Source organism: Exiguobacterium sp. H66 (genome assembly GCF_018618705.1).
Lineage (GTDB): Bacteria > Bacillota > Bacilli > Exiguobacteriales > Exiguobacteriaceae > Exiguobacterium_A > Exiguobacterium_A oxidotolerans.
Genome location: NZ_JACSMQ010000005.1, coordinates 106489 through 132561 on the forward strand (window position 1 = coordinate 106489; position 26073 = coordinate 132561).

At 47.6% G+C, this 26073-nt stretch carries 20 protein-coding genes and 1 riboswitch; of the genes, 4 read left to right on the forward strand and 16 right to left on the reverse strand.

Annotated features, from left to right (window positions below; genetic code table 11):
• Positions 1–16: 16 nt before the first annotated feature.
• The 12 genes from KNP88_RS09920 to adhE form a co-directional block, all read right to left on the reverse strand.
• Positions 17–919 (reverse strand): acyl-ACP desaturase, encoded by a 903-nt coding sequence (locus tag KNP88_RS09920; RefSeq protein ID WP_088836876.1) that lies wholly within the window; start codon positions 917–919, stop codon positions 17–19.
• Between the two features lie 277 nt (positions 920–1196).
• Positions 1197–3572: a glycoside hydrolase family 31 protein gene (locus KNP88_RS09925; RefSeq protein ID WP_214893549.1), complete on the reverse strand. Its 2376-nt coding sequence runs from the start codon at positions 3570–3572 to the stop codon at positions 1197–1199.
• A gap of 174 nt (positions 3573–3746) precedes the next feature.
• Complete coding sequence (locus KNP88_RS09930) at positions 3747–5270, reverse strand: cardiolipin synthase (protein ID WP_214893551.1); 1524 nt, start codon at positions 5268–5270, stop codon at positions 3747–3749.
• 112 nt (positions 5271–5382) lie between these two features.
• Positions 5383–6501 (reverse strand): GTP-binding protein, encoded by a 1119-nt coding sequence (locus KNP88_RS09935; RefSeq protein WP_214893553.1) that lies wholly within the window; start codon positions 6499–6501, stop codon positions 5383–5385.
• 110 nt (positions 6502–6611) lie between these two features.
• The gene (locus tag KNP88_RS09940; protein ID WP_214893555.1) at positions 6612–7481 is read right to left on the reverse strand and encodes an alpha/beta fold hydrolase; all 870 of its coding nucleotides are present in this window, start codon (positions 7479–7481) and stop codon (positions 6612–6614) included.
• Between the two features lie 12 nt (positions 7482–7493).
• Positions 7494–7940 carry a DinB family protein gene (locus tag KNP88_RS09945; RefSeq protein ID WP_214893557.1) on the reverse strand — a complete coding sequence of 149 codons (447 nt, stop codon included), beginning with the start codon at positions 7938–7940 and terminating at the stop codon, positions 7494–7496.
• On the reverse strand, positions 7933–8448 hold the full coding sequence (locus tag KNP88_RS09950) for a GrpB family protein (protein ID WP_214893559.1): 516 nt from the start codon (positions 8446–8448) through the stop codon (positions 7933–7935). Before KNP88_RS09950 ends, KNP88_RS09945 begins: the two co-directional genes overlap by 8 nt.
• A gap of 85 nt (positions 8449–8533) precedes the next feature.
• On the reverse strand, positions 8534–11251 hold the full coding sequence (locus KNP88_RS09955; RefSeq protein WP_214893561.1) for a bifunctional 2',3'-cyclic-nucleotide 2'-phosphodiesterase/3'-nucleotidase: 2718 nt from the start codon (positions 11249–11251) through the stop codon (positions 8534–8536).
• Between the two features lie 218 nt (positions 11252–11469).
• A complete protein-coding gene (locus KNP88_RS09960; RefSeq protein ID WP_214893563.1) occupies positions 11470–12885 on the reverse strand; it encodes a hypothetical protein in 1416 nt (471 codons plus the stop codon).
• Between the two features lie 165 nt (positions 12886–13050).
• Positions 13051–14370 carry an LLM class flavin-dependent oxidoreductase gene (locus KNP88_RS09965; RefSeq protein ID WP_214893565.1) on the reverse strand — a complete coding sequence of 440 codons (1320 nt, stop codon included), beginning with the start codon at positions 14368–14370 and terminating at the stop codon, positions 13051–13053.
• A 37-nt stretch (positions 14371–14407) separates the two neighbouring features.
• Positions 14408–15160 (reverse strand): 3-oxoacyl-ACP reductase, encoded by a 753-nt coding sequence (locus tag KNP88_RS09970; protein ID WP_214893567.1) that lies wholly within the window; start codon positions 15158–15160, stop codon positions 14408–14410.
• 137 nt (positions 15161–15297) lie between these two features.
• Positions 15298–15398: riboswitch (TPP riboswitch) on the reverse strand.
• Positions 15399–15546: 148 nt separating this feature from the next.
• Positions 15547–18141, reverse strand: a complete 2595-nt coding sequence (gene adhE / locus KNP88_RS09975; RefSeq protein WP_214893569.1) for a bifunctional acetaldehyde-CoA/alcohol dehydrogenase — start codon at positions 18139–18141, stop codon at positions 15547–15549.
• Positions 18142–18473: 332 nt separating this feature from the next.
• On the opposite strand from adhE, the gene KNP88_RS09980 reads away from it, so the two are divergent.
• The 4 genes from KNP88_RS09980 to KNP88_RS09995 all read left to right on the forward strand — a co-directional run bounded on the left by KNP88_RS09980 (position 18474) and on the right by KNP88_RS09995 (position 22116).
• Positions 18474–19025 carry a beta-class carbonic anhydrase gene (locus tag KNP88_RS09980; protein ID WP_214893571.1) on the forward strand — a complete coding sequence of 184 codons (552 nt, stop codon included), beginning with the start codon at positions 18474–18476 and terminating at the stop codon, positions 19023–19025.
• Positions 19026–19167: 142 nt separating this feature from the next.
• Positions 19168–20490 carry a Na+/H+ antiporter family protein gene (locus tag KNP88_RS09985; RefSeq protein ID WP_214893573.1) on the forward strand — a complete coding sequence of 441 codons (1323 nt, stop codon included), beginning with the start codon at positions 19168–19170 and terminating at the stop codon, positions 20488–20490.
• Positions 20491–20594: 104 nt separating this feature from the next.
• Complete coding sequence (gene uptA / locus KNP88_RS09990) at positions 20595–21188, forward strand: undecaprenyl phosphate transporter UptA (protein WP_214845496.1); 594 nt, start codon at positions 20595–20597, stop codon at positions 21186–21188.
• Between the two features lie 55 nt (positions 21189–21243).
• On the forward strand, positions 21244–22116 hold the full coding sequence (locus tag KNP88_RS09995) for a hypothetical protein (RefSeq protein WP_214893575.1): 873 nt from the start codon (positions 21244–21246) through the stop codon (positions 22114–22116).
• A gap of 41 nt (positions 22117–22157) precedes the next feature.
• Here KNP88_RS09995 and KNP88_RS10000 read toward each other — a convergent pair whose 3' ends face one another.
• The 4 genes from KNP88_RS10000 to KNP88_RS10015 form a co-directional block, all read right to left on the reverse strand.
• A complete protein-coding gene (locus KNP88_RS10000; RefSeq protein ID WP_214893577.1) occupies positions 22158–23120 on the reverse strand; it encodes a glycoside transferase in 963 nt (320 codons plus the stop codon).
• Positions 23117–24346: a glycosyltransferase family 2 protein gene (locus KNP88_RS10005; protein ID WP_214893579.1), complete on the reverse strand. Its 1230-nt coding sequence runs from the start codon at positions 24344–24346 to the stop codon at positions 23117–23119. The genes KNP88_RS10000 and KNP88_RS10005 overlap by 4 nt, the downstream gene beginning before the upstream one ends.
• Entirely contained in the window at positions 24343–25113 is a 771-nt protein-coding gene (locus tag KNP88_RS10010) for a hypothetical protein (protein ID WP_214893581.1), read from the reverse strand. The genes KNP88_RS10005 and KNP88_RS10010 overlap by 4 nt, the downstream gene beginning before the upstream one ends.
• Before the next feature lie 191 nt (positions 25114–25304).
• Positions 25305–26072 carry an ABC transporter permease gene (locus KNP88_RS10015; protein WP_029333453.1) on the reverse strand — a complete coding sequence of 256 codons (768 nt, stop codon included), beginning with the start codon at positions 26070–26072 and terminating at the stop codon, positions 25305–25307.
• Position 26073 lies beyond the last annotated feature (1 nt).

Below are 26073 nucleotides of genomic sequence, written 5' to 3' on the forward strand. Positions count from 1 at the left end.
CATTCCGCTCCCCTTTTCAGACATCTTGCTTACTTTTTCCTAATTGGCGTTCTTTGATTCGTTTTAGACGTCCATGATATTTCATGATGTTCGCCTGAGATTGTTTGGCTTCTTCACTCGTCGGTTCCAAGTTCTCGATATCCCAGTATTTCACGACGACATCTAATACTTGGTCGAAGTATTGGAGTGGTCCGTAATTCGTATCGACGGCGATGGTTTTCATACGCTCGGTAAAGTCCGGCATGACGGCACCCGGCATCGAGAAGTTAATGATGACATCTTCAAAGAACACGATGAAGTTCGGATCGAGTTCCAGGTGTGCCTTCACCGTGTCGCGATAGAACGCATAATGAAGGGCTTCGTCTTTCGCCAAACGGCGAAGCAGCGTCGCCAAGTCTTTGTCATGCGCCCCTGCCACTCTCGCGACGTTGTTATAGAAAACGAGTGTCGCAAGTTCCTGCAACGACGTATAGGCCATTGTCGCTAAAGGATTCGTAAAGTCCGGGAACCAACCACTTTCAACGACGCGTCTTCTTAATTGATGCAACCGTGTCGGATTGACGTTTCGTGTCACGAGTAAATACGTTTCGAGTAAGCTCGAATGCTGATCTTCCTCCGCCGTCCACGTACGGACGAAATCATTGATGACCTCCATCGAGTTTTTAAAGGTGTAATCCAAATGCGACGTGTACCAAGGTAAATTCACTTCTGTCAGCAAGGCCGTTTCCACCGCAACGATGACACCTTCCGGAAGCGTGACTTGACTTTCCTCCCAAGGAACCCGTTTAAATGACATCGCCTTGTCCCAAGGAATGAATTCGTGATAGCTCCAGTCGATATGTGCAGAGCGTTCCTTATGTAATCGATATAATTCTTGAATGCGCGGTTCTAAACGAATATCTAAATCTGAATTTAACATGATCATGTCTCCTTTAAGATGTTTTTTTAACCTTAACCCATTTAAATGTATTTAACCATTATAATGATTTAAATCAAACTTGTTTATGGCTATAACATTTTAAGGAGCAGGTCGTATTAGCTACTGTAGACATTATAAAGTGAGACGCCGTCCTATCCAAGAAAAAAAACCTGCATTCACAGATTTTTTAAAAATCCATGCATACAGGCTTATGACTCACTTGAGAAAAATCGCTAACATGATTTGAATACTATTCATCCTGTCGTTCATTTTCGCGTCAGTACAGCATCAATTCAAGTAAACAGTCGACGAGATCCTTCTCAAGATCCAGTGCCTGGAGCTGATGCATCAAATTGATCGGCTCAAGACGTTGCGTCAACAGACGATAGAGACGGTCCTTCAAGTCGTAGCCGATTTCCGCCTGATCGAGGAACTCATATAAGCGTTCCATCCGGTTATCGTTCGTTGACATTTCGACTTGGAGCGATAACGTGACCGTTTCCGTCACTTCACCGAGCGAAACCGTCAACGATTGTTTTTTCGGGTCATATTCGCCCGGTAACGTTTCTCCGTCACGGACGATATACCCTTCGTTGACACCACGTAAAATCACGGTGATGACCCGTTTTTCAGGCAACAGTTCCTGTTTTCCGATTGGTGCTGCGATCGTCATCGTCCGGGCGACCCAGTCGAGTTCGAACGATGTCTCGACGTTTTCCCCGTCCCGGTGGGCGACACCGACACTGTCATCCTCAAACAGCGTGAATTGGTTCGAGGCGCCAGGGAATACGTGAACATCGAGGTGTTCCGGATTATGCAAGGCGTTCGAGTGCTCGACATGTCGACCGAGCGGAATGATCGCGCCTGCTTTCGCGAGAACCGCCTGTTCGTCAAGCTTTCGGAACAGACGCATTTGTTTCCCGCCTGTATAACGGTGACCGGAGAAGAAATCGAACCATTCCCCGTCCGGCAACCACGCCGTCGTCGCCGCGACGTGTAATTTCTGATTCATCGGTTCGACGATCGGTGCGACCATCATTTCCGTTCCGAAATAATACTGGTTCGGGACGGCATACGCAAGTTCGTCTTCCGGATGCTCATAATACATCGGTGAGACGAGCGGCAATCCGTCAAAATGATTGCGGGCATTCATCGTGTAGATATACGGCACGAGTTGATGACGCAACCGTAAATATCGTTTCATGACTTGTTCCGCCTCGACCGAATACCGCCACGGTTCCTTCCCGTTAAAGATGCTCATCGTACTGTGCAAACGCATGATCGGGCTGAAGACACCATATTGGAGCCAGCGCGTCGACAACTCATCATCTTTTTCACCGCGTTGGTGTCCGCCGATATCGTGACTCCACCAACCGTAGCCGATGTTCGACGCCGTCGCCGTGAAGTACGGCTGGAACTTGAGTGATGCCCATGAGATGATCGTGTCACCGGAGAACCCGACCGGATAACGGTGACTGCCGGGTCCTGCGTAGCGTGAGAAGATTAACGGACGATTGCCGTCACGGGCGATATCGAGCGCATGGTAATGATTAAGCATCCAGAGCGGGTCGAGCCCTTTAATCTTCGAGTTCGCCCCCTGTTGCCAGTCGATCCACCAAAAGTCGACGCCGTCCGCCTCATGCGGGTGATGCAGTTTCGTGAAGTAGTTTTCGATGAACATCTTGTCGGAAAAATCAAACGGAATCCGGTCTTCCGTATCCGGATCAAGTCCCATCGCGACAGCCATCGCTTCATAAGCCTCTTCAAACCCGCGAACACCGTCCGCCGGGTGCAGGTTGAGCGTCACCATCCGGTCATCATCCTTCAACCATTTCAGGAAGCCTCTCGGATCGGGGAACAAGTCGCGGTTCCACGTATAGCCGGTCCAACCGCTCCCGTATTTTTCCGGAATGTCGGTCACGTGCCAATCCATGTCGATGACGCTGACGGAAAACGGGACGTCTTCTTTTTTGAAACGTGTCATCAAGTCTTTGTATTCTTTTTCGTTATAGCGCCAGTAACGGCTCCACCAGTTCCCGAGAACTTGACGCGGCAACATCGGCGTCGGTCCTGTTAAATGATAGAAGTCCTTCAACGCTTGTTTATAGTCATGACCATAACCGAAGTAATAAATATCTTTTGCCCCGTCTTGGCGCGGCTCGACGAAATGATCTTCTGTCAGGACGAACGAAGCCGAGTCGTCAATCGCCGCGTACCCTTGGCGGGAGATGATTCCTTCTTCTAGCGGAATCTCCCCGTCCGCATGGTCGAGTGTCCGCGCCGTCCCTTTGAGCGTCCGGAGCGGTCCGCCGAATGTATAGCGGCTGTAGTACGTACTGAAGTTCCCGAGCACGTCGACATATAACGTATTCTCAGCGAACGGACCTTTCGTATAGTGGAGGTGCACATGTTCCGTGATGATTTGCAATTCCGTATCGTCTTCAACGATTCGGAATGACGGGACGGGAAAATCGCGGTTCCAGACCGTTTGCGTCGGCCGGTCCTCAAAGCGACCATCCTCCGCGTATTCCATCCGAATCATCCAACTCGTCAAAATCGTGAAGCGGTAATGATCACCTTGAATGATCGCTTCCGGTCGTGCCAGTGGTTTCATGTCTCGCGTATAGAAATGGGATTCGTCAATTGTTCGCATACGGGATCAGGACGAAATCGTCCTTTTCACTTCCTTCCAAAAAGTAAGTAGTGCAACCGATGTACACCCTAAGTGTATAAAACTGTTTGTTCCCGTTTCAAGTTCCAACTAATCCATTATTCAAAAAAAGTAGTCTCGCCAATGCATTATCGACGGGACTACGAACTCTGCTTTTTATAATAAGGGCGAAATCAGCCGCGAGAATGACTCGAACAGACGGAAACGAAGCGACCGCTTGACATAATCATTGGACGACAACTGAATCGAAACTTCGAAGTCATCGATGAAGTCCCGCTCAAGCTTCGATGCACTTTCCGTATCATAGAGAAACGCCATGATTTCGTAGTTGAGGACGAAACTGCGAATATCCATGTTCGCCGTCCCGACGACGCCGATCTTGCCATCAATCAACACGATTTTCGCATGGATGAAGTGACGGTTATACGTATAAATTTTCACTCCGTCTTTGAGCAATGGTCCGAAATAAGAGCGTGTCCCGTAATACGACGTGAAGCTGTCCCCTCGTCCCGGCGTCAAAATCCGGACGTCGAGCCCGGCCCGTGCCGCAAGCCGCAGCAATGTCATCGTTTCATTGTCCGGAATCAAATAGGGCGTCGCAATCCAAATCGAGCGCTGGGCAGAGATGATTGCTGCAATCAGGGCATTACGGATCGCCGGATCTTTTGACGTCGGTCCACTCGTGACGACTTGCACCGCCCCGTCTGTCTTTGCGTCATGTTTCGGGAAGTAGCGTGCTAATCCGTCCTCGCCACCGAATGTCTCCCATGTATCCGTCCCTTCAAGATGCGCATAAATCCAATCATCCAAAAACGTCGCCTGCAACTCCTTGACGGCACGCCCTTCGAGTCGAAGGTGCGTATCGCGCCAAAATCCAAATTTCTTGTTTTTACCATCGTATTCATCGCCGACGTTCAATCCACCGGTAAAGCCGACTTTGCCGTCGATGACGACGATTTTCCGGTGATTCCGGAAGTTCGCCGTGAAGATGAATAAGGGACTCGAAATCGGATCATACGCGGCGATTTTTGCTCCGGCGTCACGGAGCGGACGTAAAAATCCTTCCCCGAGCATATAACTGCCGAGCCCGTCGTACATGAAGCGGACTTCGACCCCGGCTTCTAGCCGTTCAATCAATGCTTCACGGATCGCCTTCCCCGTCTCATCGTTGCGGTAGATGTAATACTGGATGTGGACGTGATGCTTCGCACTCCGGATCGCCTCAAGAATCGCCGGGAACGTCCCCGTTCCGTTCGTCAAAATTTTACTTGCCGTATGGACATCGACCCCACCGCCACCGAAGTTTCGAATCGTGTTGGCGAGCTTCAGGTGATTTGCCGGCAATTCACTGACGGCAAGCGAACGGACCGGCCGGGTCGCTTGTTTGAGTAACATCCGCTCATCATGCGACCGGCGGTTCCGACGACGGCGACGCGGGTTCCGACCGAACATCATCCAGATGATGACCCCGAGAATCGGTAAAAAGATTAAGACTAGAAACCAGGCAATCGTCGATTCTGCCGTCCGATTTTCGATGAAGATGATCATGATGACGGCGAGCGGCACGACGACCGCGGAAATCGTTAATACAAAATAGAGGTAATCCAATTGATACAATGTCCAAATGATACCTCCAGCGACTAAAAACACGAGCGCGAACTGTAAAACCCGATTGCGCACTTTACTTCCCCCTCTATGAAACATACTCTCTTATCGTTATTTCCCTGTCTCCTTTAAAAATATAGCAAAAAAAGAAACCACAGATGTGATTTCTTCAAAAGTTGACCTGAATTTAAAAAACTTCATCGTACATCGCGCGACCCGGAAGCGGATCGGCGAGCGAGGCCCAATCAGTTTCATCCCGCTGAACGAGGCAGGCATCGAATTGTGCTTCAAGCCGTTTTTGATCCAAACCAATCCCGATCAGGACGAGTTCCGTCCGGCGATCCGCTTGCGTCTCGAACCGTCCGGCGTATTCCATATTCGACGCATATCCTGCCTGATGAAACAAGAGTGCCACTTCCGGTCGTGTCGCGAGGAACAAAAATCCTTTCGCGCGGACGATTGTTTCCGGCCACGTCTCAATCAACGCAAGCAGGCGCTCCGGATGAAACGGGACCTCCCGCCGATAAACAAAGGATTGAATCCCGTATTCTTCCGTCTCCGGGACATGTTCCTCGGCATTGAGCTCACGGATCCAACCGGCACTTCCTGCCGCCTGCTCAAAATCAAATAAATCGACATCAAGAATTGCTGCCGGGTCGACTTGTCCGTAGGTCGTCTCGATCAGTTTCGCCACCGGGTTCAGTGCTTTCAAATAACGGATGACTTCGAGACGTTCTTCCGCCGTCAGTCGGTCCACCTTGTTCAAGAGAAGGATATCCGCAAACTCGACCTGGTCGACGAGCAAGTCAACGACTTCCCGGACGTCCGACTCGTCAACTGCCTGTTGCCGTTCAATTAGTGATTCGCCGGACTCAAAATCTTTCAGGAAACTGTACCCGTCGATGACCGTCACCATCGCATTGATTTTCGTCGCGTCCGTCAAATCGATTCGGCTGTCTTCATCGACGTACGTAAACGTTTGGGCAACCGGAATCGGTTCCGAGATCCCGCTTGATTCGATGACGATGCCATCCAAATCGCCTTGGTCGACGAGGCGACGGACTTCAACTAATAGATCATCACGAAGCGTACAACAGATGCAACCGTTCGATAACGTCACGAACGACTCCTCCGTCTGTGAAAAGCCGGCCTTTTCAATCAATGCCGCATCGATATTTACTTCACTCATATCGTTGACGATGATAGCGAGCTTCCGCCCTGCCCGATTATGTAATAAGTGATTCAAGACTGTTGTTTTTCCTGCACCAAGATAACCGGACAGGACCGTGATCGGAATGCGTGACATGTAAATCGTCTCCTTTATAAATCGTAATGATTACGTTTTAAATAGTAACGATTCCGATTTAGACTGTCAAGTCCCGAAAAATTAAAAAAGTCACGACAACGACCGTCCGTTCATTCAAAAAACGTCGTCCGGATCAACTGGACGATTCTTTCGGCAGCCTCTTTTGAAAAACCGGCAATCGTGTAATGGTTCGTATTCGCAATCAGATGGAATCTCGCATCCGGCAAACTATCGGCAAACCGTTCATGAGCTGCATTGATCCGTTTCGTCAAATCTTTGTTCAGCCATTTTTCAGGCATCCCGCCCGCCCAATCGGAAGCTGACAATACAAGAACCGGCGGCGTCACATGCGGGACGAGCTGCAGAATCTGCTGATTGTTGTGTGCGACGGTGTCCCACTCGTCAAGCGTGCCCCGCCAGTGATGCGTCCGGCTCAACTGTCGCCACAGGGGGACACGGTCCGCTTCCGGAAGGCTTTTGAACATCCGCGCCCCAAGATTGTCCGGAATCAACCAGGCGAGAGGACGGATATGACTGAGGACATACAAAAAACGGTTCCACTTTTCCTGCATCCGCTCATACCAGTCCGGTAGTTCAACATCGACTTCCGGATGTGACGGATCGAGCAAGACGATGCCAACCGTCTCGTCCGGGCGACGGCGCCCGAGTTCGAGCGAGATATAGGCACCGAGCGAATGACCGATGAACAGAAACGGTCCGTCGATTGTGAGTACGTCCAGGACGCGTCCGAGTTCAGCCGCCTGCTGACTAAAAAATCGTTTCGTTTTGCCGCGCGAGGACTTGCCGTACCCGAGCCGTGAATATTCAAAGACACGTCCGAGCTGCAATAACTCGCCGCGCAACCAGCCCCACTGGTGGTGGTTCGACATCATCCCGTGATCAAGGATGAATGTGACTTCGCCCGTTCCCGTCAAGCGGGTGTCAAACCGTCCGTCAACCGTCTCAACAATCCGTTCCACTTTAATCCCCCCTTATTCAAATAACGCCAGCTCGATATCGTACCCGAGCAGATTTAAGTAATCAAATAATTGTGACCGGTGATGATACAAGTGGACGGCTGCTTCCATCAACCAACCGGACGAACTGTCTCTGACGCCCCAGTAGGTCGGTTCCGTCGCAAAACCACCTGCCAGCCGGTCTTGATAATACTGCCACGACTGGTCCAAGCGGTCGACAAGCTGACCGGTCGGCACCGGAATCGCATAAAACTGCGCCATCTCTTCTGCCGTCGCGCCGGTCGCAATCCGCAAATCCGCTTCGAGCAACACGGCAAGATGGGCGGCGACTTCATACACGGACCGCTTCCCCGAAATCGGCTGCTTCTGCCAATCGTCCGGTTGAATCACTTCCATCAATCGGCTTGTCGTCCGGACACCAACGGCGACGTGCCGTTGTAACGCCTGTTGCCACTCATCCACGGGACCACCACGTGAACGCCCGATGTTCCATTTCTTTGACGAACGCATCCTTACCGGCGATGTAGGCACTGATGTCGACCGGATGCTGCTTCGCCAGTTGTTCCTTGATGTCGCTGTAAGCTGTCGCTTCTTGCGGATGCTGTCGTAAGTAATCGCGAAAGACGACATGACGCCTGATTTCCGGACTGCCGTCCGCATAGAGATGGATGTGATGCGTCCGCGCATCGCCGCCCTTGCGGTAGTAACGCCGTCCCGGCATGCCGAACTCGCCCATGACTTCGTAACCGAGTGCTTCCATCGCCGTGTCGAACGACTCAATCTCACCCAGCGTATCGACGACCGGTAAGATGTCGATGATCGGTTTTGCCGACAGTCCCGCGACCGACGTACTGCCGATATGATTGATGCCGCGCAACCGTTGCCCGAAAATCGCCCGCAGTTGTGCCGCTTCCGTTTCGAACATTTCTGCCCATACCTCTTGATACGGTGTAACGATGACTTGTCTCATACCAATCCTCTCCTCTGTTATTTAGTATGCCAGTTCTTTAAGCAAAACAAAACGACCTCAAGCGTGCGAGGTCGTTTTCGTTCGGTTATTTTTTCGTGATGAAGTAACGGGATTGATCGAGACGATCCGATGCCGTATAGACATTCATCTTGTACGAACCTGTCGCAAGACCCGTCCGCATTTTCAAGACGTAGTTGCCGTGGTTGTCGGCGACGTCTTGAGCAATCAATCGATAGCCGCTGCTTGTTTTTTCGAACAGACGGACGATTTGACGTTTTTCGACTTTGCCCGTCAACGTCTTTTTACCTGTCCATTTTTTGACCGGGTAGGTGTTTTTAATCGTGAATGATGCTTTTTTCGTGACTTTGTGCGAGATATCCGTCGATTTGACCGTGTATGTCCCTGTCGTCAAACCGTTTTTGACTGGAATCTTAAAGCCGCTCGCTGTCGTTTTTGCTTTGGCAATTTTTGTCGACCCTTTGTACAGCGTGACATCAAGTCCTGCTGTCGCTTTACCCGTCAAGACCGTCGAACCGTAGACGGCTGATTTTTTATCGATTGCCGGTGTCGCGACGAAGCCTGTTCCGACCGTGACGGTTGCTGATTTCTTCATGAATCCGAGTTCCGAGACGACCGTCAGTTTGTCACGGAGCTTGACCGGACGAACCGTTACCGCATACTTTCCTGTTTCGTCAGCAGTCGCCGTTCCGAGAACCGTCGTTCCGAGTTTGACCGTAATCTTCGCTCCGGCAACAGCTGTTCCTGTGACGACTTTCGCTCCCGGTTTGACGGTTGCGACGTTAACATTGAAGTTTTTCATCGGCACGTTCATTTCGAACTTCAGGAACGTTCCTGTTTCACCGGCACGTGTCACGCCTGTATTCGTGATCCCTTCGTAACGTTTCGTATATGTTGCTGCCGCTTCCGCTGAATCGAAGTTGACCGTCATTGGTTTACTGGCAACAAGCGACCAGTTCGCATCGGCCTTATAGTCGACCGGCTGTTTGGCTTGGATGAAGTCTGAGATGACGTTCCGTGTTTCGTACGCTGACTTGTAGACGATGTTTTTTCCACCACCAAGACCCGGGAACGACGCACTGCCTGCACGGTAGTTGTTTGTCGCGACGAGGAATTCCTGCTCCTCCGTGATTTCCTTGCCTTCGTACTTGATGTTTTGGACACGACTCGCATCCGCGTTGACGACGACGCCATTGTAGTCATACTTCGCCGGTTTCGTAATGTCGATTTCATACGTCAATCCGTCGAGGATATCGAAGTTGTAGCTGCGGAAATCCTTGTTCAATAAATCGGTTTGTTCACCTGATACTTCATTAAACTGACCGGCAGACATCTCGAGCCAGTTCTTGACGTCTTTGCCCGTCACCTTGACGACTTCAAGCGTGTTCGGATAGACATATAGATCGGCGACGTTCTTCAGTGCGATCGGGCCTTTTTTAATCAACGTGTAATCTGCCGCATTGACTTGATTGCGTCCGCCCGTTTTGAATGGTGCACCGGCAGATAAGAGTGGCAAGTCTTTATATTTCGCGAGTTCCGCATTGTCTTTTAACTGTTTTTCGACGTACCATTTTTGAGCGTTCGTGACGAACTGGACGGAATCGTCATCCTGGACGAGTGCAAAGAAACTTTGGATATCGTCGTTGATCGTTCCGACTTCCTGACGGATATAGTCGAGTGTTCCTTGATGCGACTTCTCGATCAGTTTGACCGCACCGGCATCAGCGACCGTCTCTTTCGTGACGTCAGCGAGCTTCGCAGATGACGTATCGATCGTCCACTTGCCGTCGACTTGTTTTAATTGCAGATCGATGACACCGACATTTTTCCCTTGCGTGTTCGCCATGACGACCGGTTTTCCGTTAATCAGCCCTTTTTCGGCATCGACGTTCGGTAACTTATTGAATGCCGAGTCAGCTGCCGGGAATTTTCCGTGCTGGTGACCGGTCATCAAGACATCGATGTCGGCCAGCTTCGATAACGCATACCCGACGTTCTCATCGCCGTCTTTTTGGTCGATCGTATCCCCGATTCCGGAGTGGGCCAACGCAACGACGACGTCTGCACCAGCGTCTTTTAGTTTTTTCGCCGTCGCTTTAGCGACCGGGATGATGGCTTCCGCCGTCACTTTACCGGTTAAGTTCCCCGCGTCCCACGCCATGATTTGTGGTGTGACGACACCGAAGACGCCGACTTTGATTGTTTTCGGTTGATTGTTTTGATCCATCACTTGCCGTTCAATGATTTGATAGTCTTTTCCGTCTTCATTGTATTCCGCGACGATTGGTTGTTTCGTCACGGCGTCGAGGACGTTTGAGTTGACGAACTTGATTGAACCGCTTGAAGCACTCATCGCTGACTTCAGGAAGTCGAGTCCGAAGTTGAACTCATGGTTACCGAGCGTGACGGCGTCGTAACCGAGGTATTCCATTAATTCATACATCGGGTGTTTGCCTTTGTTGCCTTGATCGTACTGATTTTTGACATAATCCCCGAACGGCGTGCCTTGGAGTGTGTCCCCGTTATCGAACAGGAAGCTGTTCGTTTCGCCGACGACGTTTTGTTGCTGTTTGATGACCGTCGCTGCTTTGACGAGACCGATTGACTCATCTTGCGCGTCTTTGAAGTAATCATAATTCATCGAGTTCGTATGTAAATCCGTTGTTTCTAGAAAACGTAGTTTGACGACACTGTCATCTGCTGCGAGTGTTTTGACTTGGATGACGGGTGCTAACATCGGTGCGATCAACGTGGTAGCGATAATAATTTTTGTAGCCTGTTTCATCTGGTTTCCCCCTAAGAAATAAATGACTGCTCAATTAATTTAACACGCTTTGATTGTAGCTTATAGCTTCTTTGAATAGGTCGGACATCCGTCTTATTTAACCTTCTTAACTAATTCCACAAACTGGCTTTACATTAACCTTGAACCTTTACAAATTTACTTGTAAAAAAGAAAACCGCTCCCCGAATTTACGGGAAACGGTTTTCACCTTTCATCTATCATCTATCACCATGATGCTGTCGCTTTAACGCGTACCCGATGAATCCACCAATCAAAGCGAGGACCGTCGCATAAAGAATCGTCGTCACTGTCGCCGTCTCTTGACTGAACCGGACGAGAGCCTCGTCCTGCCATAAGAGTGCAAACGATGTTCCCGTCAGCGAACAGATGAACCAGCTAATCAAACCGGTCGCCACAGCGAAAACGACGGGATCGTATAATTTGTTAAAGGCCCGGATGCTGACAAGGAGATAGACGGCGAACGGGACAACCAGGAACAGCCAAAACGGGAACGGCTTGTCCTGTTCAACTTGATCAGCGGCCGCCGTTTGCCCGGCCGACCGGGCGTCCATCGCAAGGACGACATTTCGCGCTGTCCCGTAATCGACTGCGTCAAGCGTCAAACGTGTATTCGATAAATCGGGACGTTCGCCACCGATGACGGTCAACAATTGATTCGTGACGCGCTCGGCGTCGATTCGGTTGACGACGTCCTCCATCGATTGTTTCAACCGCGTCACGTCGGTTTCCCCGTTCAAAAACGTCACCGGGACATTTAATCTTGCACCAAGGACATTTGCCTTGTAGGTCACTTGACTGCCGTGCATCAAATCATACCAGCCGTCACTGCCTGCGTTTAAACTCGAAACAGTCAACCAGGTCCGGGTCGAGGCGTCCCCCTCATATTTCGCTTCATCCGTCACCGTAAAGAACAGTTGTGCACTACTTGCGACCATCAGGATAATGATCGCAGCACGGGCGGCGGCTGACATACCGGACAGTTGTCGTGGATAAAACGCGAGATAAAATAGACCTGTCAAAAAGAGTAAAATGAAGATTCCGTTCCAGACGGTCGCTTGATCAATTGTCAGCACATCAATCCCGAGTGCTATGTTGAACGTAAATGCAAACAAGACGAAACTCGCCGCTAAAAAGCTGACTGTTCGAATCGTCCAGGTCACACGCGTTGCGCCGATCCGTAAAACTAAGAATAAGATTAGGAATAGACCGATTCCGAAAATCGATAAAAAGGGACTGCCGTATTCGGCGCGGAAGGATAGCGGTTCCAAGACTTGATTGAGATCGATTCCGAAAATCGACAAGATGTTCCCCGTATCATTTGCGCCAATCAGTTGATTCGTCAATCCCTCTTTGACGGCTTCCGGCAACGTGACAGCCATTCCGCTGATGAAAAACAGGAGGAACACGAGGGTCAATTCGAGTGTCGTCCACGAGACGTCCGCGTCCTGCATCAGTTCCACGAACGCCTGGTAATCGGCAGATTTCTCGATTTGTTGGACGAGAACGGTCATGACACCGAACAGGACGAGAAAACCAATACAAGCGAGTCCTATACCAAACAAGATATTGCGTAACATATGCGAGCGTTCCTTTCGCTGTTGCCTCCGCTCCATAAAAGCGCCTCCCCTTGACTAGATTGTTTGTATAGTTATTCCTGTTCCGGGTGATTTGAAAACGAATCTTCTGCAGTAAATATAAAAAGTAGCCCGTTCATGACGAACGGGCTACTTCCCTGACTCCGACTCTGATTGGCAAGAACGCTTAGTTTACGATTTTTTTCACGTCCGACTCCCCACCTGATCTAAACCAAAATGTTCCCGAAGCGTAGTCCCTTGATAGGCTTCTCTAAACAATCCTCTTTTTTGCAGTTCAGGAACGATCAGGTCTACAAAATCCTCTAAGCTTGACGGGAGTGACGGCGGCATCAGATTAAATCCGTCTGCGATACCCATTTCAAACCACAGCTCCATCTGATCGACGATTTCTTCCGGTGTACCTATCAGTGTCAGGTGTCCCCCACCAGCTGCCAGATAACCTAACAGTTCTCTTAGTGTAGGCTTTGTATCATCGATGATTTCAAGAATCGTTTTATAGCGTCCGACCGGTCCTGAAAACGCATCGACAGGCGGTAAGGACGGCACCGCTTTGTCAAGATCCCAATCAGAACAGTCCTGTTGCAAAAAGAAACTCAGTTGCTTCAAGGCATTCGCGACCGGTAATTTTTCATCCAGTTCGGCTTTCTTCGCCAGCGCCTCTTCCCGTGTTCGACCGACGTATGTAACCAATCCTGGAAAGATTTTAATCTGCCGCTCCGGTGACTCACTTTCTTTGATTTGTTTCTGTAGACTTTCCCGGAATGCTTTCGCTTGCTTTACATTCCACGACACCGAATAGACGGCATCCGCGTGCTTCGATGTAAGTGCAATCCCTTGGGCAGATGCACCCGCCTGCATTGCCACCGGCTTCCCTTGAGGACTACGCGGTGTAGACGAAGGACCTTTTACGTTGAAGTATGTCCCGCTATGATGGATCGGTTGAATCTTTTCAGGATCAATCAACCGGTTGTCCGTCCGGCTCGAAAGGAAATCAGCTCGATCCCAGGATAAAAATAATTTTTCCATTACAGACGCAAATTCATCCGCCTTTTGATACCGTTCGTCCCTTGCAGGGAGCGCATCCATACTATGATTTAACGCTTCCCAGTCCGTCATCGACGTAACCAGGTTCCAGCCGACACGCCCGTTCGTCACGTGATCAAGGCTTAACAGTTGTCTCGCCGCTGTATACGGATTTGAAAACGTACTCGATATCGTTGAAACTAACCCGATATGACGGGTTACTTGAGAAATAGCGGTTAAATTGATTACAGGATCGAGCCAAAAGGCCGGTAGTTCAGTTGCATTTGCAGCAGGAAAAGATTGATTGTCAGCAAAAAATACAGCATCCAGGCAACCCGCTTCCGCTAGTTGAGCCAATCGCTGATAATAACCGCTTTCCCCGATTTCTTCAATCGCAGAATCCGGCATTAACCATGCCGCTTGATGATGGCCACAGCCGTACAATAAAACACCGATGTTTAACTGCTTTGTTTTCGTCATCTTTAGGTCCCTGACTCCTTTCTCCTGAGCGCTGACATCAGTTCATCGTCAATCCGCCATCTACGGTTAGATTTTGACCGGTAATGCCAGAGGCGGCTTCTGACGCTAAAAAGGCGACCAATTGCGCCACCTCTTCCGGCGTCGTCACTCTTTTTAACGGAGTTGATTGGGCAATCAATTCGAATACTTCAGCAGTCGTCACAGCGCTGGCATCCGTCACTTTCAACAAGCCGCCGGAGACGACATTCACGTTTATGCCGTACTGTCCTAGCTCTGATGCAAGATTACGCGTAAAGCCGATCAACCCTGCTTTTGCCGTCGTATATTCGTGATAAGGAACTACCGGGTTTTGATACAGATTCGTGCCGATGCTGATGATGGTGCCGCTATTTCGTTCAATGAACTGCGGCAGGACACTTTGCACGACGTGGAACGCTGCTTTCAACGTGCCATCCAACTGTTTTTGATAATCTTCCCATTCCAAATCGATGAATGATTTTTGAGCGCGTGGATCGAACTTAAAATCGACTAAGGCATTATTGATTACGACATCGATTTGTCCGTAATGAGCTGTCGCTAACTGCATCAATGTCTCGACGTCTTGTCGCTTCGTGACATCCGCATACAGGGCAATGGCATGTTCTGCACCGAGCTCATTTACGAGGTCCTCTGCCGCATCCTTGCTCTTATAATAATTAATCACAACTTTAAACCCGTTGTTCACCAATACTCTTGCAATCGTCGCGCCAAGTCCCCGACTGCTTCCCGTCACTAACACTGTTCTGTTCACTGTCTTCCACTCCTTCATCGTCTTTTGCAACTTAAATAGCGAAGTCGTAAACAAAAAAAGCGCAACTCTCCAAAAGGAAAGTTGCGCACGTCTAAATAATCACATAACAAAAAACCGACAGACTGGTCTTCGCTTGTTTATTAGAGTCTACACTTCCCTACGCTAGTACGAACTAGTTCAGGTTCAAAGGGTTTGAGTATCTACTCATCTCAGTTTAGTAACACCCCTAGTGATTCTATTCAAGTTACCTTCACTTTAGCGGTCTTAGAAATATCTGTCAATAATGACAGGACAGTTTTGTCGGTGTCTCTTTCGATTACGAACGAAAGCCTTGCCTCCGTCGACCGGAAGCAAGGCTCTTTTGATTGCCATGATTTATTTCTCTGTTATACGCCTTCGTAGGCAAGTTCCATGATGTTCCGAAGTTCCGTCACGAGCGGCATTTTCGGATTCGCTGTCGTACATTGATCCTCGAATGCATCGACTGCCATCTTATCGAGTTTTGCTTCAAAGTCGGCTTTTTTGATGCCTTGGGCTTTGAACGACATTTTGATGTTCAACTGTTGTCCGAGTTCTGTGATCGCTTGGATTAGTGATTCGACACCTTGTTCCGTCGTCGCTGCCGGTAGTCCGAGATAACGTGCGATTTCTGCGTACCGTTCATCAGCGATGAATGATTCATATTTCGGGAACGAAGCAAGTTTCGTCGGTTTCGCTGCATTGTAACGGATGACGTGTGGCATCAGAATTGCATTCGTCCGACCGTGTGGCGTGTGGAACTCCCCACCGATTTTGTGTGCGATCGAATGGTTAATCCCGAGGAAGGCATTGGCAAACGCCATTCCGGCCATCGTTGACGCATTGTGAACTTTTTCGCGTGCTTCGGCATCGTCACCATTCGCATAAGCGCGTGGCAAGTAGTCGAAGATCATCTTGATCGCTTTTAGCGCCAGTCCATCCGTATAGTCGTTCGCGAGGACGGAGACGAAGGCTTCTGTCGCATGTGTCAGGACGTCCATTCCGGTGTCCGCCGTGATTGATGCCGGGACCGTCATGACGAATTCCGGATCGATGATCGCGACATCTGGTGTTAACGCATAGTCAGCAATCGGATACTTGACGTTTTTCTCTTTATCCGTGATGACGGTAAACGGTGTGACTTCAGATCCTGTTCCGGACGTCGTCGGAATGGCGACGAACTTCGCTTTGTTACCGAGCGCCGGGAATTTATAGGCCCGTTTCCGGATATCGAGGAACTTTTGACGTAAGTTCGAGAACGTTTCGTTCGGTTGCTCGTAGAAGAGCCACATGCCTTTCGCTGCATCCATCGCTGATCCGCCACCGAGGGCGATGATCAAGTCCGGTTTGAAGTCGCGCATCGCTTGCGCTCCTGTCTGAACCGTTGCAACCGATGGATCCGGTTCGACTTGGTCGAAGATCCGGTAGCTGACGCCTGCCGGTAAGTTGCGGATGACTTTATCCGCGTAGCCGAACTCGACCATCGCTTGATCGGTGACGATCAACGCACGTGAGACATCTTGAATCGATTTCAAGTATTGGACTGAATTTTTTTCAAAGAAAATCTTTTCCGGTACTTTGAACCACTGCATGTTCACGCGTCGTCTCGCCACCTTCTTGACATTGAGTAGATGTTTCGCCGTTACGTTTTCAGAGACGGAGTTTTTCCCGTAAGAGCCGCAACCGAGTGTCAGTGATGGTGTCAATTCGTTATACAGATCACCAATCCCACCGTGTGCTGACGGGCTGTTGACGAGAATCCGGCAGGCTTTCATCCGCATTCCGAATGCCGTCATCAAGTCGTCATTCGTCGTGTGGATGACTGCCGTATGACCGAGGCCACCGATTTCAAGCATCCGTTCGGCGACATGGAACGCATCTTCCGTTGACTGGACGCTATACGCACCAAGGACAGGGCTTAGTTTTTCGTGTGAGAGGGGTTCTTCTGAGCCGACTTTTTCAAGTTCCGCGACGAGCATGACGGTGTTGCTCGGGACATCGATGCCGGCTTTTGCTGCGATCCAGGTTGCTGGTTTCCCGACGATGTCGGCATTGACGGCACATGTATCGGTTTTGATGACGAGCGCTTCGAGACGTTTTTTCTCATCTACTGTACAGAAGTAGCAACCGAGTGCTTCCATCTCCGCCCGAACTTCCGCGTAGATTTCCTGATCGATGATGACCGCTTGCTCCGATGCACAAATCATGCCGTTATCAAACGTTTTTGAGAGGACAAGGTCACTGACGGCACGTTTGATTTTCGCTGTTTTTTCGATGTAACATGGGACGTTCCCTGGTCCGACACCGAGTGCCGGCTTACCTGTTGAATAGGCTGATTTGACCATGCCGGCTCCGCCGGTCGCAAGGACCATCGCGATATCCGTATGGTTCATCAAGACTTTTGTTGCTTCGAGTGACGGTTGTTCGACCCACTGGATGCAGTCACGCGGTGCGCCTGCTTTGACAGCCGCGTCACGTAATGTTTTCGCTGCTTCGAGTGAGCAGTTTTGCGCTGACGGGTGGAAGGCGAAGATGATCGGGTTTCGTGTTTTAATCGCGATCAACGCTTTGAACATCGTCGTTGATGTCGGATTCGTCACAGGTGTGACGCCACAGACGACACCGACCGGTTCTGCGATATATGTTAGTCCGTTTTGAACATCTTCTTCTAAGATGCCGACCGTTTTTTCTTCACGGAGACTGTTATAGATATATTCCGTCGCAAACATATTTTTAATCATTTTATCTTCAAAGACACCACGTCCTGTTTCTTCTACGGCGAGTCGTGCCAGTTCAACGTGACGTTCGAGACCGGCAAGCGCCATGTCACGGACGATCGTATCGATTTTCTCTTGATCAAATGTTAATAATTCTTGTAATGCGGTTTGACCTTTTGCGACGATTTTATTGATTGTTTGTTCGACAGGTGATACGTCTTGTTTGATTTTTTCTTTGACAGCCATGTTTGGTTTCCTCCCTATTTTGGAACGAATCTGAGTCTGCATTTCCCTACTAGATGTTAGGAATGCCAAGCTGATATTCAATAGTTTGTGCTTTCCTTCACAAATCAATCATACCGCCTTTTTGATGATTTGTGCATGACCATCCTGTGAACTATTTCACATCATTGAAAACGTTCTCATTCTCAAAAGGTGTTGTCGGACAAGGCATCTTTTTTGAATCCCTTGCCTGTGACTTTTCTCACAGCACCTATTTTCTTTGCTTGTCTGACGGACAAAACATCGTGTAATCTATTAAAAGATACATATTTATTTGTTTTGAAGGAGGAAGTTTCATGACAATCGTCAATCAAATGCTTGCGTTCAACGAACAATTCGTCGAAGAAAAACAATACGAACAATTCATCTCGGATAAATTCCCTGATAAAAAGGTCGTGATCTTAACGTGTATGGATGCCCGCTTGACGGAACTCCTCCCGCACGCGCTCGGTCTAAAAAACGGCGATGCGAAGATCATTAAAAATGCAGGGGCCGTTCTGTCACACCCATTCGGTTCCGTCATGCGCTCGATCCTCGTCGCCTTGTACGCACTCGGGGCGGAAGAAGTCATCGTCATCGGTCACCACGACTGCGGCATGAGTACGATCGATCCGGCAAACATGATTGCCGAGATGGAAGGACGCGGCATCAATCCGCAAGTCCTAAAGACACTCGAAGCATCCGGCGTCGACTTGAAACAATGGTTACGCGGGTTTACGTCAGTCGAAGAAAACGTCGGCCATTCCGTCGGTCTGATTAAAAACCATCCGTTGTTACCACCGGGCACGAACGTCCATGGACTCGTCATCGACCCCGGGACAGGGAAACTCGACCGCGTCGATTGCTAAACCTGTCTTTATATAGTAGAAAGGAGGTACGACCGACACCGGTCGTGCCTTTTCATGTTTTTTTCTTGACAGCAAAAAGAACGGTCTGTATGATACTTTAGTATAGTACAGTGATACCAAAAGAAAGTGTGGTTTTAAAGTTATGTTCAATGCTGTTGTTTTAGCTGTCATCCTGTTATTCGTCTTAGCCATCTTCCGTGTCCACATCGTCCTCGCGATGGTCATCAGCGCTCTCGTCGGTGGATTGCTCGGTGGTCTTGGTTTAACGAAAACGATTGAAAGCTTTTCGGGCGGCCTTGGAGCCGGCGCAGAAATTGCCCTCAGTTATGCCTTGCTTGGTGCGTTCGCCGTCGCCCTGTCGAAAACAGGTTTGCCGGACGCGCTTGCGCACAGTTTAATCGCTCGCTCAAAAGGAAGTGCCGATGCGACATCGGTCAAGAAGTTAAAAGGGTTCATCATGTTCGCGATTTTATTACTCGCAATCAGTTCACAAAACGTCTTGCCGATTCACATCGCCTTCATTCCGATCATCATCCCGCCGTTACTCGGTCTGTTCAATGATTTGAAGATTGACCGGCGCCGGATGGCCATCATCATGACGTTTGGTCTCGTCACACCGTATATGTTTTTACCAATTGGTTTCGGTGATATCTATCTCAATCAGATTCTGTTACCGAACTTACAAGAAAACGGGATGGACACCGCTGGCGCATCGGTCATCAAAGCGATGGCAATCCCGGCGCTCGGGATGTTGTTCGGATTGTTACTCGGTCTATACAATTACCGGAAACCGCGTGAATATGAGATGCGGAACATCGCACCGGACGATTACGAGATTCCCGTCGTCACGAAATCCAAATTATTACTGAGTTCAATTGTCGTCATCGCGACGCTCGTCGTCCAGTTGACGACGGAATCGATGATCATCGCCGCGACAACCGGCCTCCTGCTCTTCCTCGTGTTACGACTCGTCCGCTTCAGTGAAGCAGACGATGTCATCACACGCGGTATGCGGATGATGTCGTTCATCGGATTCGTCATGATTTCAGCGAACGGCTTCTCAAACGTTTTACGTGAGACAGGTGATATCGAACCACTCGTCGAAAACTCAAAATCGTTGATGGGGGATTCGCAGCTCGTCGCTGCCTTCGTCATGTTATCGATCGGACTTCTCGTCACGGTCGGAATCGGTTCAAGTTTCTCGACGATTCCGGTCATCGCCGCCATTTTCGTCCCGCTTTGCATCCAGTACGGATTCAGTCTCGAGGCGACAATTGCCATCATCGGAACAGCCGGTGCACTCGGTGACGCCGGTAGTCCGGCAAGTGATTCAACACTCGGACCGACGAGCGGATTGAATGCTGACGGACAACACGATCATATGCGTGAAACGGTCATTCCGACATTCTTACACTACAACTTACCATTGCTGATTTTCGGTACAATCGCTGCCGTCATTCTTTAATGAAGAAATCATCTCGTATTAACGACGGGATGATTTTTTTCTTTTCATTTCGCGCGGACTTCTCTAAAATGAAGGGATGAAGTGCAATTAAAGGAGTGTGGAACGTGTTATCTAGCGTCGTCAATACCGTCTTACTATATTTAGCTGACTTAGGTTATTTCGGAATCGCGCTTGGCTTGATGATTGAAATCATCCCGAGTGAGATCGTCTTATCCTATGGTGGGTTCATGATTTCTCAAGGAACGATCGGCTGGCCACTCGCTATCGTCGCCGCCGTCATCGGTGGATTGTTCTCGCAATTGTTTTTATACTGGTTCGCCCGTTACGGCGGTCGTCCCCTCATCTTGAAGTACGGAAAATATGTATTGATTACGGAACACCATCTTGATCTCGCGGAACGTTGGTTCGTCAAATACGGACAAGGTGTCATCTTCGGGGCACGATTCATCCCCGTCGTCCGCCATGCGATTTCCATTCCGGCAGGTCTCGCCAAAATGGATCAAACAAAGTTCTCAATCTACACGATTCTCGCAATCATCCCGTGGTCGATTTTATTTCTCTATCTCGGTGAGACGCTCGGAACGAACTGGCGCTCGATTAAAGACGTCGCCGCTCCCTATACGAACGGCATCTTAATCGCAGCGGTCGTCATGATCGTCTTGTACGTCGCCCTCAAGAAACGCCAACGTACGACGTAATCTGTTTACAGCCTGTCCTACTGCGACAGGCTTTTTTTAAAAGGAGTGATATCTATTGGAGACATCGAAAACCGTAACCATGCATCTGGATCGTGTCACTGCCTCACATATCCGTGGAACGCATATCGCGACGGGACTGACGATTGCCGGTCATATTCTACTCGTCGAACAAATCTACGATGAAAAACGGCACCGCCCCGTCTTGCATGTCCATCGGATCCATGACCAGTGGCGCAATACAATCATCATCGCCCAGGAAGACGTTGAATTCAGTTATGTCGAATCGTTTTCCGACGGACGGATCCTGCTCGTCGCCTCACGGTGCGACGACGATGTCGACGGATCATGGTTACCGAATGCTTTTATTTACGATCAAGTCGGTCATCTGATTGACAGTTATTGTCTCGACGACGGAATTCAAAATGTCCAAGTCGATGAGCGTGACCACATTTGGGTCAGCTATTTCGATGAAGGCGTCTTTGCTGACGCCGCGACCAATTCAGTTGGATCGTTCGGTCTCGTCGCTTTTAACGACCAGGGGAAAGTCGTCTTTAAAAATCGCGACTATCCCATCGATGACTGTTACGCAATGAACGTCTCGTCAGCGAATGATGTCTGGTTCTTTTATTACTCCGACTACCGGATCGTTCAACTGCAAGGAGGAACGAGTCAGGCGTTCCTCGCACCGAAACGGCCGTTCACGGATTTTGCTATCTATAAGGACTATCTCGTCTCGACGGATAATACGCAGACCCACGTCTTACAGCAACAAGGAAAACGGTATGTCGAGCAAGGACGGATGTCCTTCATGTCGGAGCAGGATGAACGCTTGTCCGGAACCATCAAGATGCGGAAGAATCAAATTGTCTTAACGACAGAAACGCGCCTTTACACAGGTGCTTTAAGTGATATGATTTTTGACGCGTAAAAAAGTACCTCGATGATTTGAAGTCATCGAGGTACTTTTGATTAACGATTTGATTCAATCGCAGCATTTAAATAATCAAATACATGTGTAGTTTTAGCATTGGTTAAGTCGATTGTTTTCAGACGTTGCTCAGTCTTATTTTTTAAGTCACCGTCTAAATACGAAAGCAACATTGCATATACTGTGCTCGATTCATCATTAGATTTTGGAGCTCCTGTTTTTAAATCATAACGCGTATAGATTTTACCTTTTAATAATTCGTTACTGATGAATTGATCGAAAGATTTATCCTTCCTACCAGTCAGTTCCTTATAAGCAATTGCTATTAAAACTTGATCAATCATATTAACTTCAGCATCATTCGCGAACTGATATGTTTGTTTATCCGGAAAATATATTTCTGAAAAAAACGGTCCACTTCTTTTAGATTCTAGAACAATTTTTTTCATCTCATCAAATTGACCCAATCGCTTTACTGATTGACTATCCAAATAATTAATATGGAGCGTTTTCGCCTTTTCTTGAAACTTCCAATCGTAAAAATCAATCAAAACGTTTGACCGAATCATATTTTTTTTAACGCTATCGTCAATCTTTGTAGCAATTTCTTTGTATTTTTGCTTTTCAAACACTTTAGCAGCTAAATGTAATGCATTACTTATTCTAAAATCATCTACGATGGCATTAGTTGAAGTTTTATTATTTAATTCCCACTTAATAAATAGATTATCTGATTCGTTAACAAAGAAATTGTTTTCTAATACTTTCACCTGTTCCTCGAATCGTTTTTCGTCATTGATTTCAACTAAATAAGTTATATACTGTCCAATACTTTCAGCGAGATGCATAGATTCGACTTTATCATAATCACGAATCAGACCTTTTTCCATGTAGGAATTTTCAATTTGATTCACGATTTCATCTTGATTTTTCATAGTAAAGTAAACGCCTCCAGCAGCTATACACAGTATAATTACGATAACACCTAAGATAATTCGTTTCATGATTGCTCTACTTTGACACGTTTCGTTTTATCCCATACAATCACTTCATTATTGAGCTTACTTTTCACATATGCAAAAACACCTCGGAATAAAAGTACGACAAATAATTGAGCATATGTAAAATACATTATCAGGCCAATCAATACATTAAGTGGTGTCGCAGTTTTTTCTAATTCTTGTGCTGCTAAAATTTGAATAGTATAGACTAAATAAGTCATAAACCAAAACATGATTAATGGGGTGCTCACTTCATCAAAAGCGTAGCCAAACAACCCTAGTATCAAGACTGTGTCTGAAATAAGCAGTAAGAAAATAAATAAAAGGTAGGTCAAGATATGTTGCAATGAATGGACAAGTGTACGTCCCTTCCAAAATTCTTTAGTCACAAATGCTTTTTCCAATAAATATATATTCCCTAACATCCAACGTGTTCGTTGTTTCATATACACTTTCAAGTTTTCAGGTTCTTGCTCCCATGTCTCTGACTCGTATACGACAGGTAGTTTGTAACCAAGTGCTGTTATCCGCATAGTTAATTCTGCATCTTCAGCTAGTGCATACGGATCATATCCACCTAATTCTTCAATAACACTTCTTTTTAATAACATGTTCGTCCCGGCTAGTGAACCGGTATTAAAAGCTTTCCATCGGCCGCTTTGCATAATTAATTGAAATACTTGAAACTCTATGGCAATCATTCTTGTAAGTATATTCGTATTCGCATTAATCGTTTTTACAACACCTACTGCGCCACAGGCACCTTCAGTTTGAAAGGCAGCCTCTACTAATTTTGTAACAGCATCTGGTTTAGGTTGATTATCAGCATCGTAAATTAAAAAATATTCCGAGTCAGTGATTTTTAATCCATAATTTAATACTCTTGATTTACCAATCGGTTCACCTTTAGGAACAGGAATGTAATGAATCCGACTAAACATTTGAGTAAACTCTAGAGCAATAGTCTTCGTATCATCAATTGATTGATCATCGAGCAGAAAAACATCAAGTTGACCTGCATAATCAATTGTCATCATCGCTTCTAGTGTTTGTCTCATTACAATTCCCTCATTGTGTGCAGGAATTAAGATAGCTACAGAGGGATAGTCTGTCATGGTTTTAACTTTCGATTTCGAAAATCTATCAACAATTCCGGCGACTGTTAAAAAAGAATAATAAATAAGCATCAACCAAAAAATAGCCATAATCCCGTTTAATAAAAGATTCATTGCGCCACCTCAATTTTTTCCAATGAACTCTCCACAGATTCTTCGACTAGAATAATTTTTGCTTCGAACGGATATTCGATCGAGGTAAAATCGGTACGGAGGTTTTCTAAATAACGTGACCAGGCAATAGTAGCACCTTTTTCCGTAGTATTTTGCAAAAATATAATAAACTCTGTTTTGTTACGTTGTGACATTACATCATAATTTGCGCGAAATACATTTAATCCGGCAACTGTTAGTGTTTGGATAATCGTTTTCTTATTTAAAGTGGAAGGATTAAGGTGGATGTGGATTAAATAATTTAGTTCATTCCGTCGATTTGCTCCAGTAATTAAAAAATCCGTTCTATCTAAAAATTCACTATAAGACAGGAGTTGAGGTGTTTCAGAATAACCCTCAAGAATTTTAACACGGTTTTCTAGTACTTGATTTTCTTCGAAGACCCCTCTGAGTTGTCGAAGCAATAACCAATATAAAAACACGATTATAGAGGATAAAAGATGTTCAAAAATATAAAAGAGCTGAGTTTCATTTGAAGACTTTACAAACCAGGTAATAAGAAGATAAACAAAACCTAGCGACAATACATAAGTAACAAGAATCACAAAATTTTTCCGTCCATTTAGTGCAGTCATTAATACTAAAACAGGCAACACTAGTATAGCTGAAATTGAAATTCTTGATTCTTCATTCGATACATACAATACATAAATAGAGCAAGTTAACAGAGCAATCAAAATAAGTAATGAAAAACCATATTTCTTCATAAGGTATCTCCCAGCCTGAAAATTTTTATCAATTAATTATTACTGACATTAATTTATTTTAAAGGCATTTATGGGTTTAGTATACTAATTTTTTAAAAACGTACATTTGATGTTAATTTTTACAAAAAATCTCGCCTACATCGAATAAATATTTATTCGATGTAGGCGAGATTTATATTTTGCTGATCAAATCATTTTTTTAACGCTCCCCGTGCATTCAGTGCCGCAAACACGACCATCGCAAGACTGAGAACGGCCGCGACAAGCACCCCTTGCGTATAGACACTCCAGTCAATCGTCTCACGTAATAAAACGGCACGCATCCCTTCCATGATGTACGTCGTCGGATTGAGTGTCGCCGCGATTTTTAACCATTCCGCTTCAATCAACTCTTTCGGGACGAACGTCGTCGACAAGAAAATCAGCGGGAAGAACAGCAACGTTCCGGCTTGCGCCGCCTGTGCATTGCGTGTTTTCAGGGCGACCCCGACCGAATAGCCGGCAAAGGCAAGTCCGAAGCCGAGCGCAAGGACGATCGTCAAGAAAAAACCTGCAGCTCCAGCAGGAATCGATAATCCAAGTAAAAAGCCCATCCCGAAAATCAACAGTGTTTGGACGAACAATTGCAACATCCCGGCAAGCATCGGTCCGAGGACGATGGCTGTCCGCGAAACCGGCGTCAACAGCAACCGTGCGAAGTAACCGCTCTCGATATCTTTGACGAGCGCCTGCCCGGCACCCCCTGCCCCGCCGACTGCACCGGAGACGATTGAGACCGGCAAAATGAAGTTCAAGTAATCAACGCCGCCGAACTGGGGCAGACTCGAGATGCCGGATAATCCGCTCGTATAGACGAGCAGGAAAAAAACGCTGATGATTAAATTCGGGATGAATGAGAACGGATTCCGTAACGTCACGAGTAAACTGCGTTTTGTCAAAATCAAGGTTTCCCGCCACATG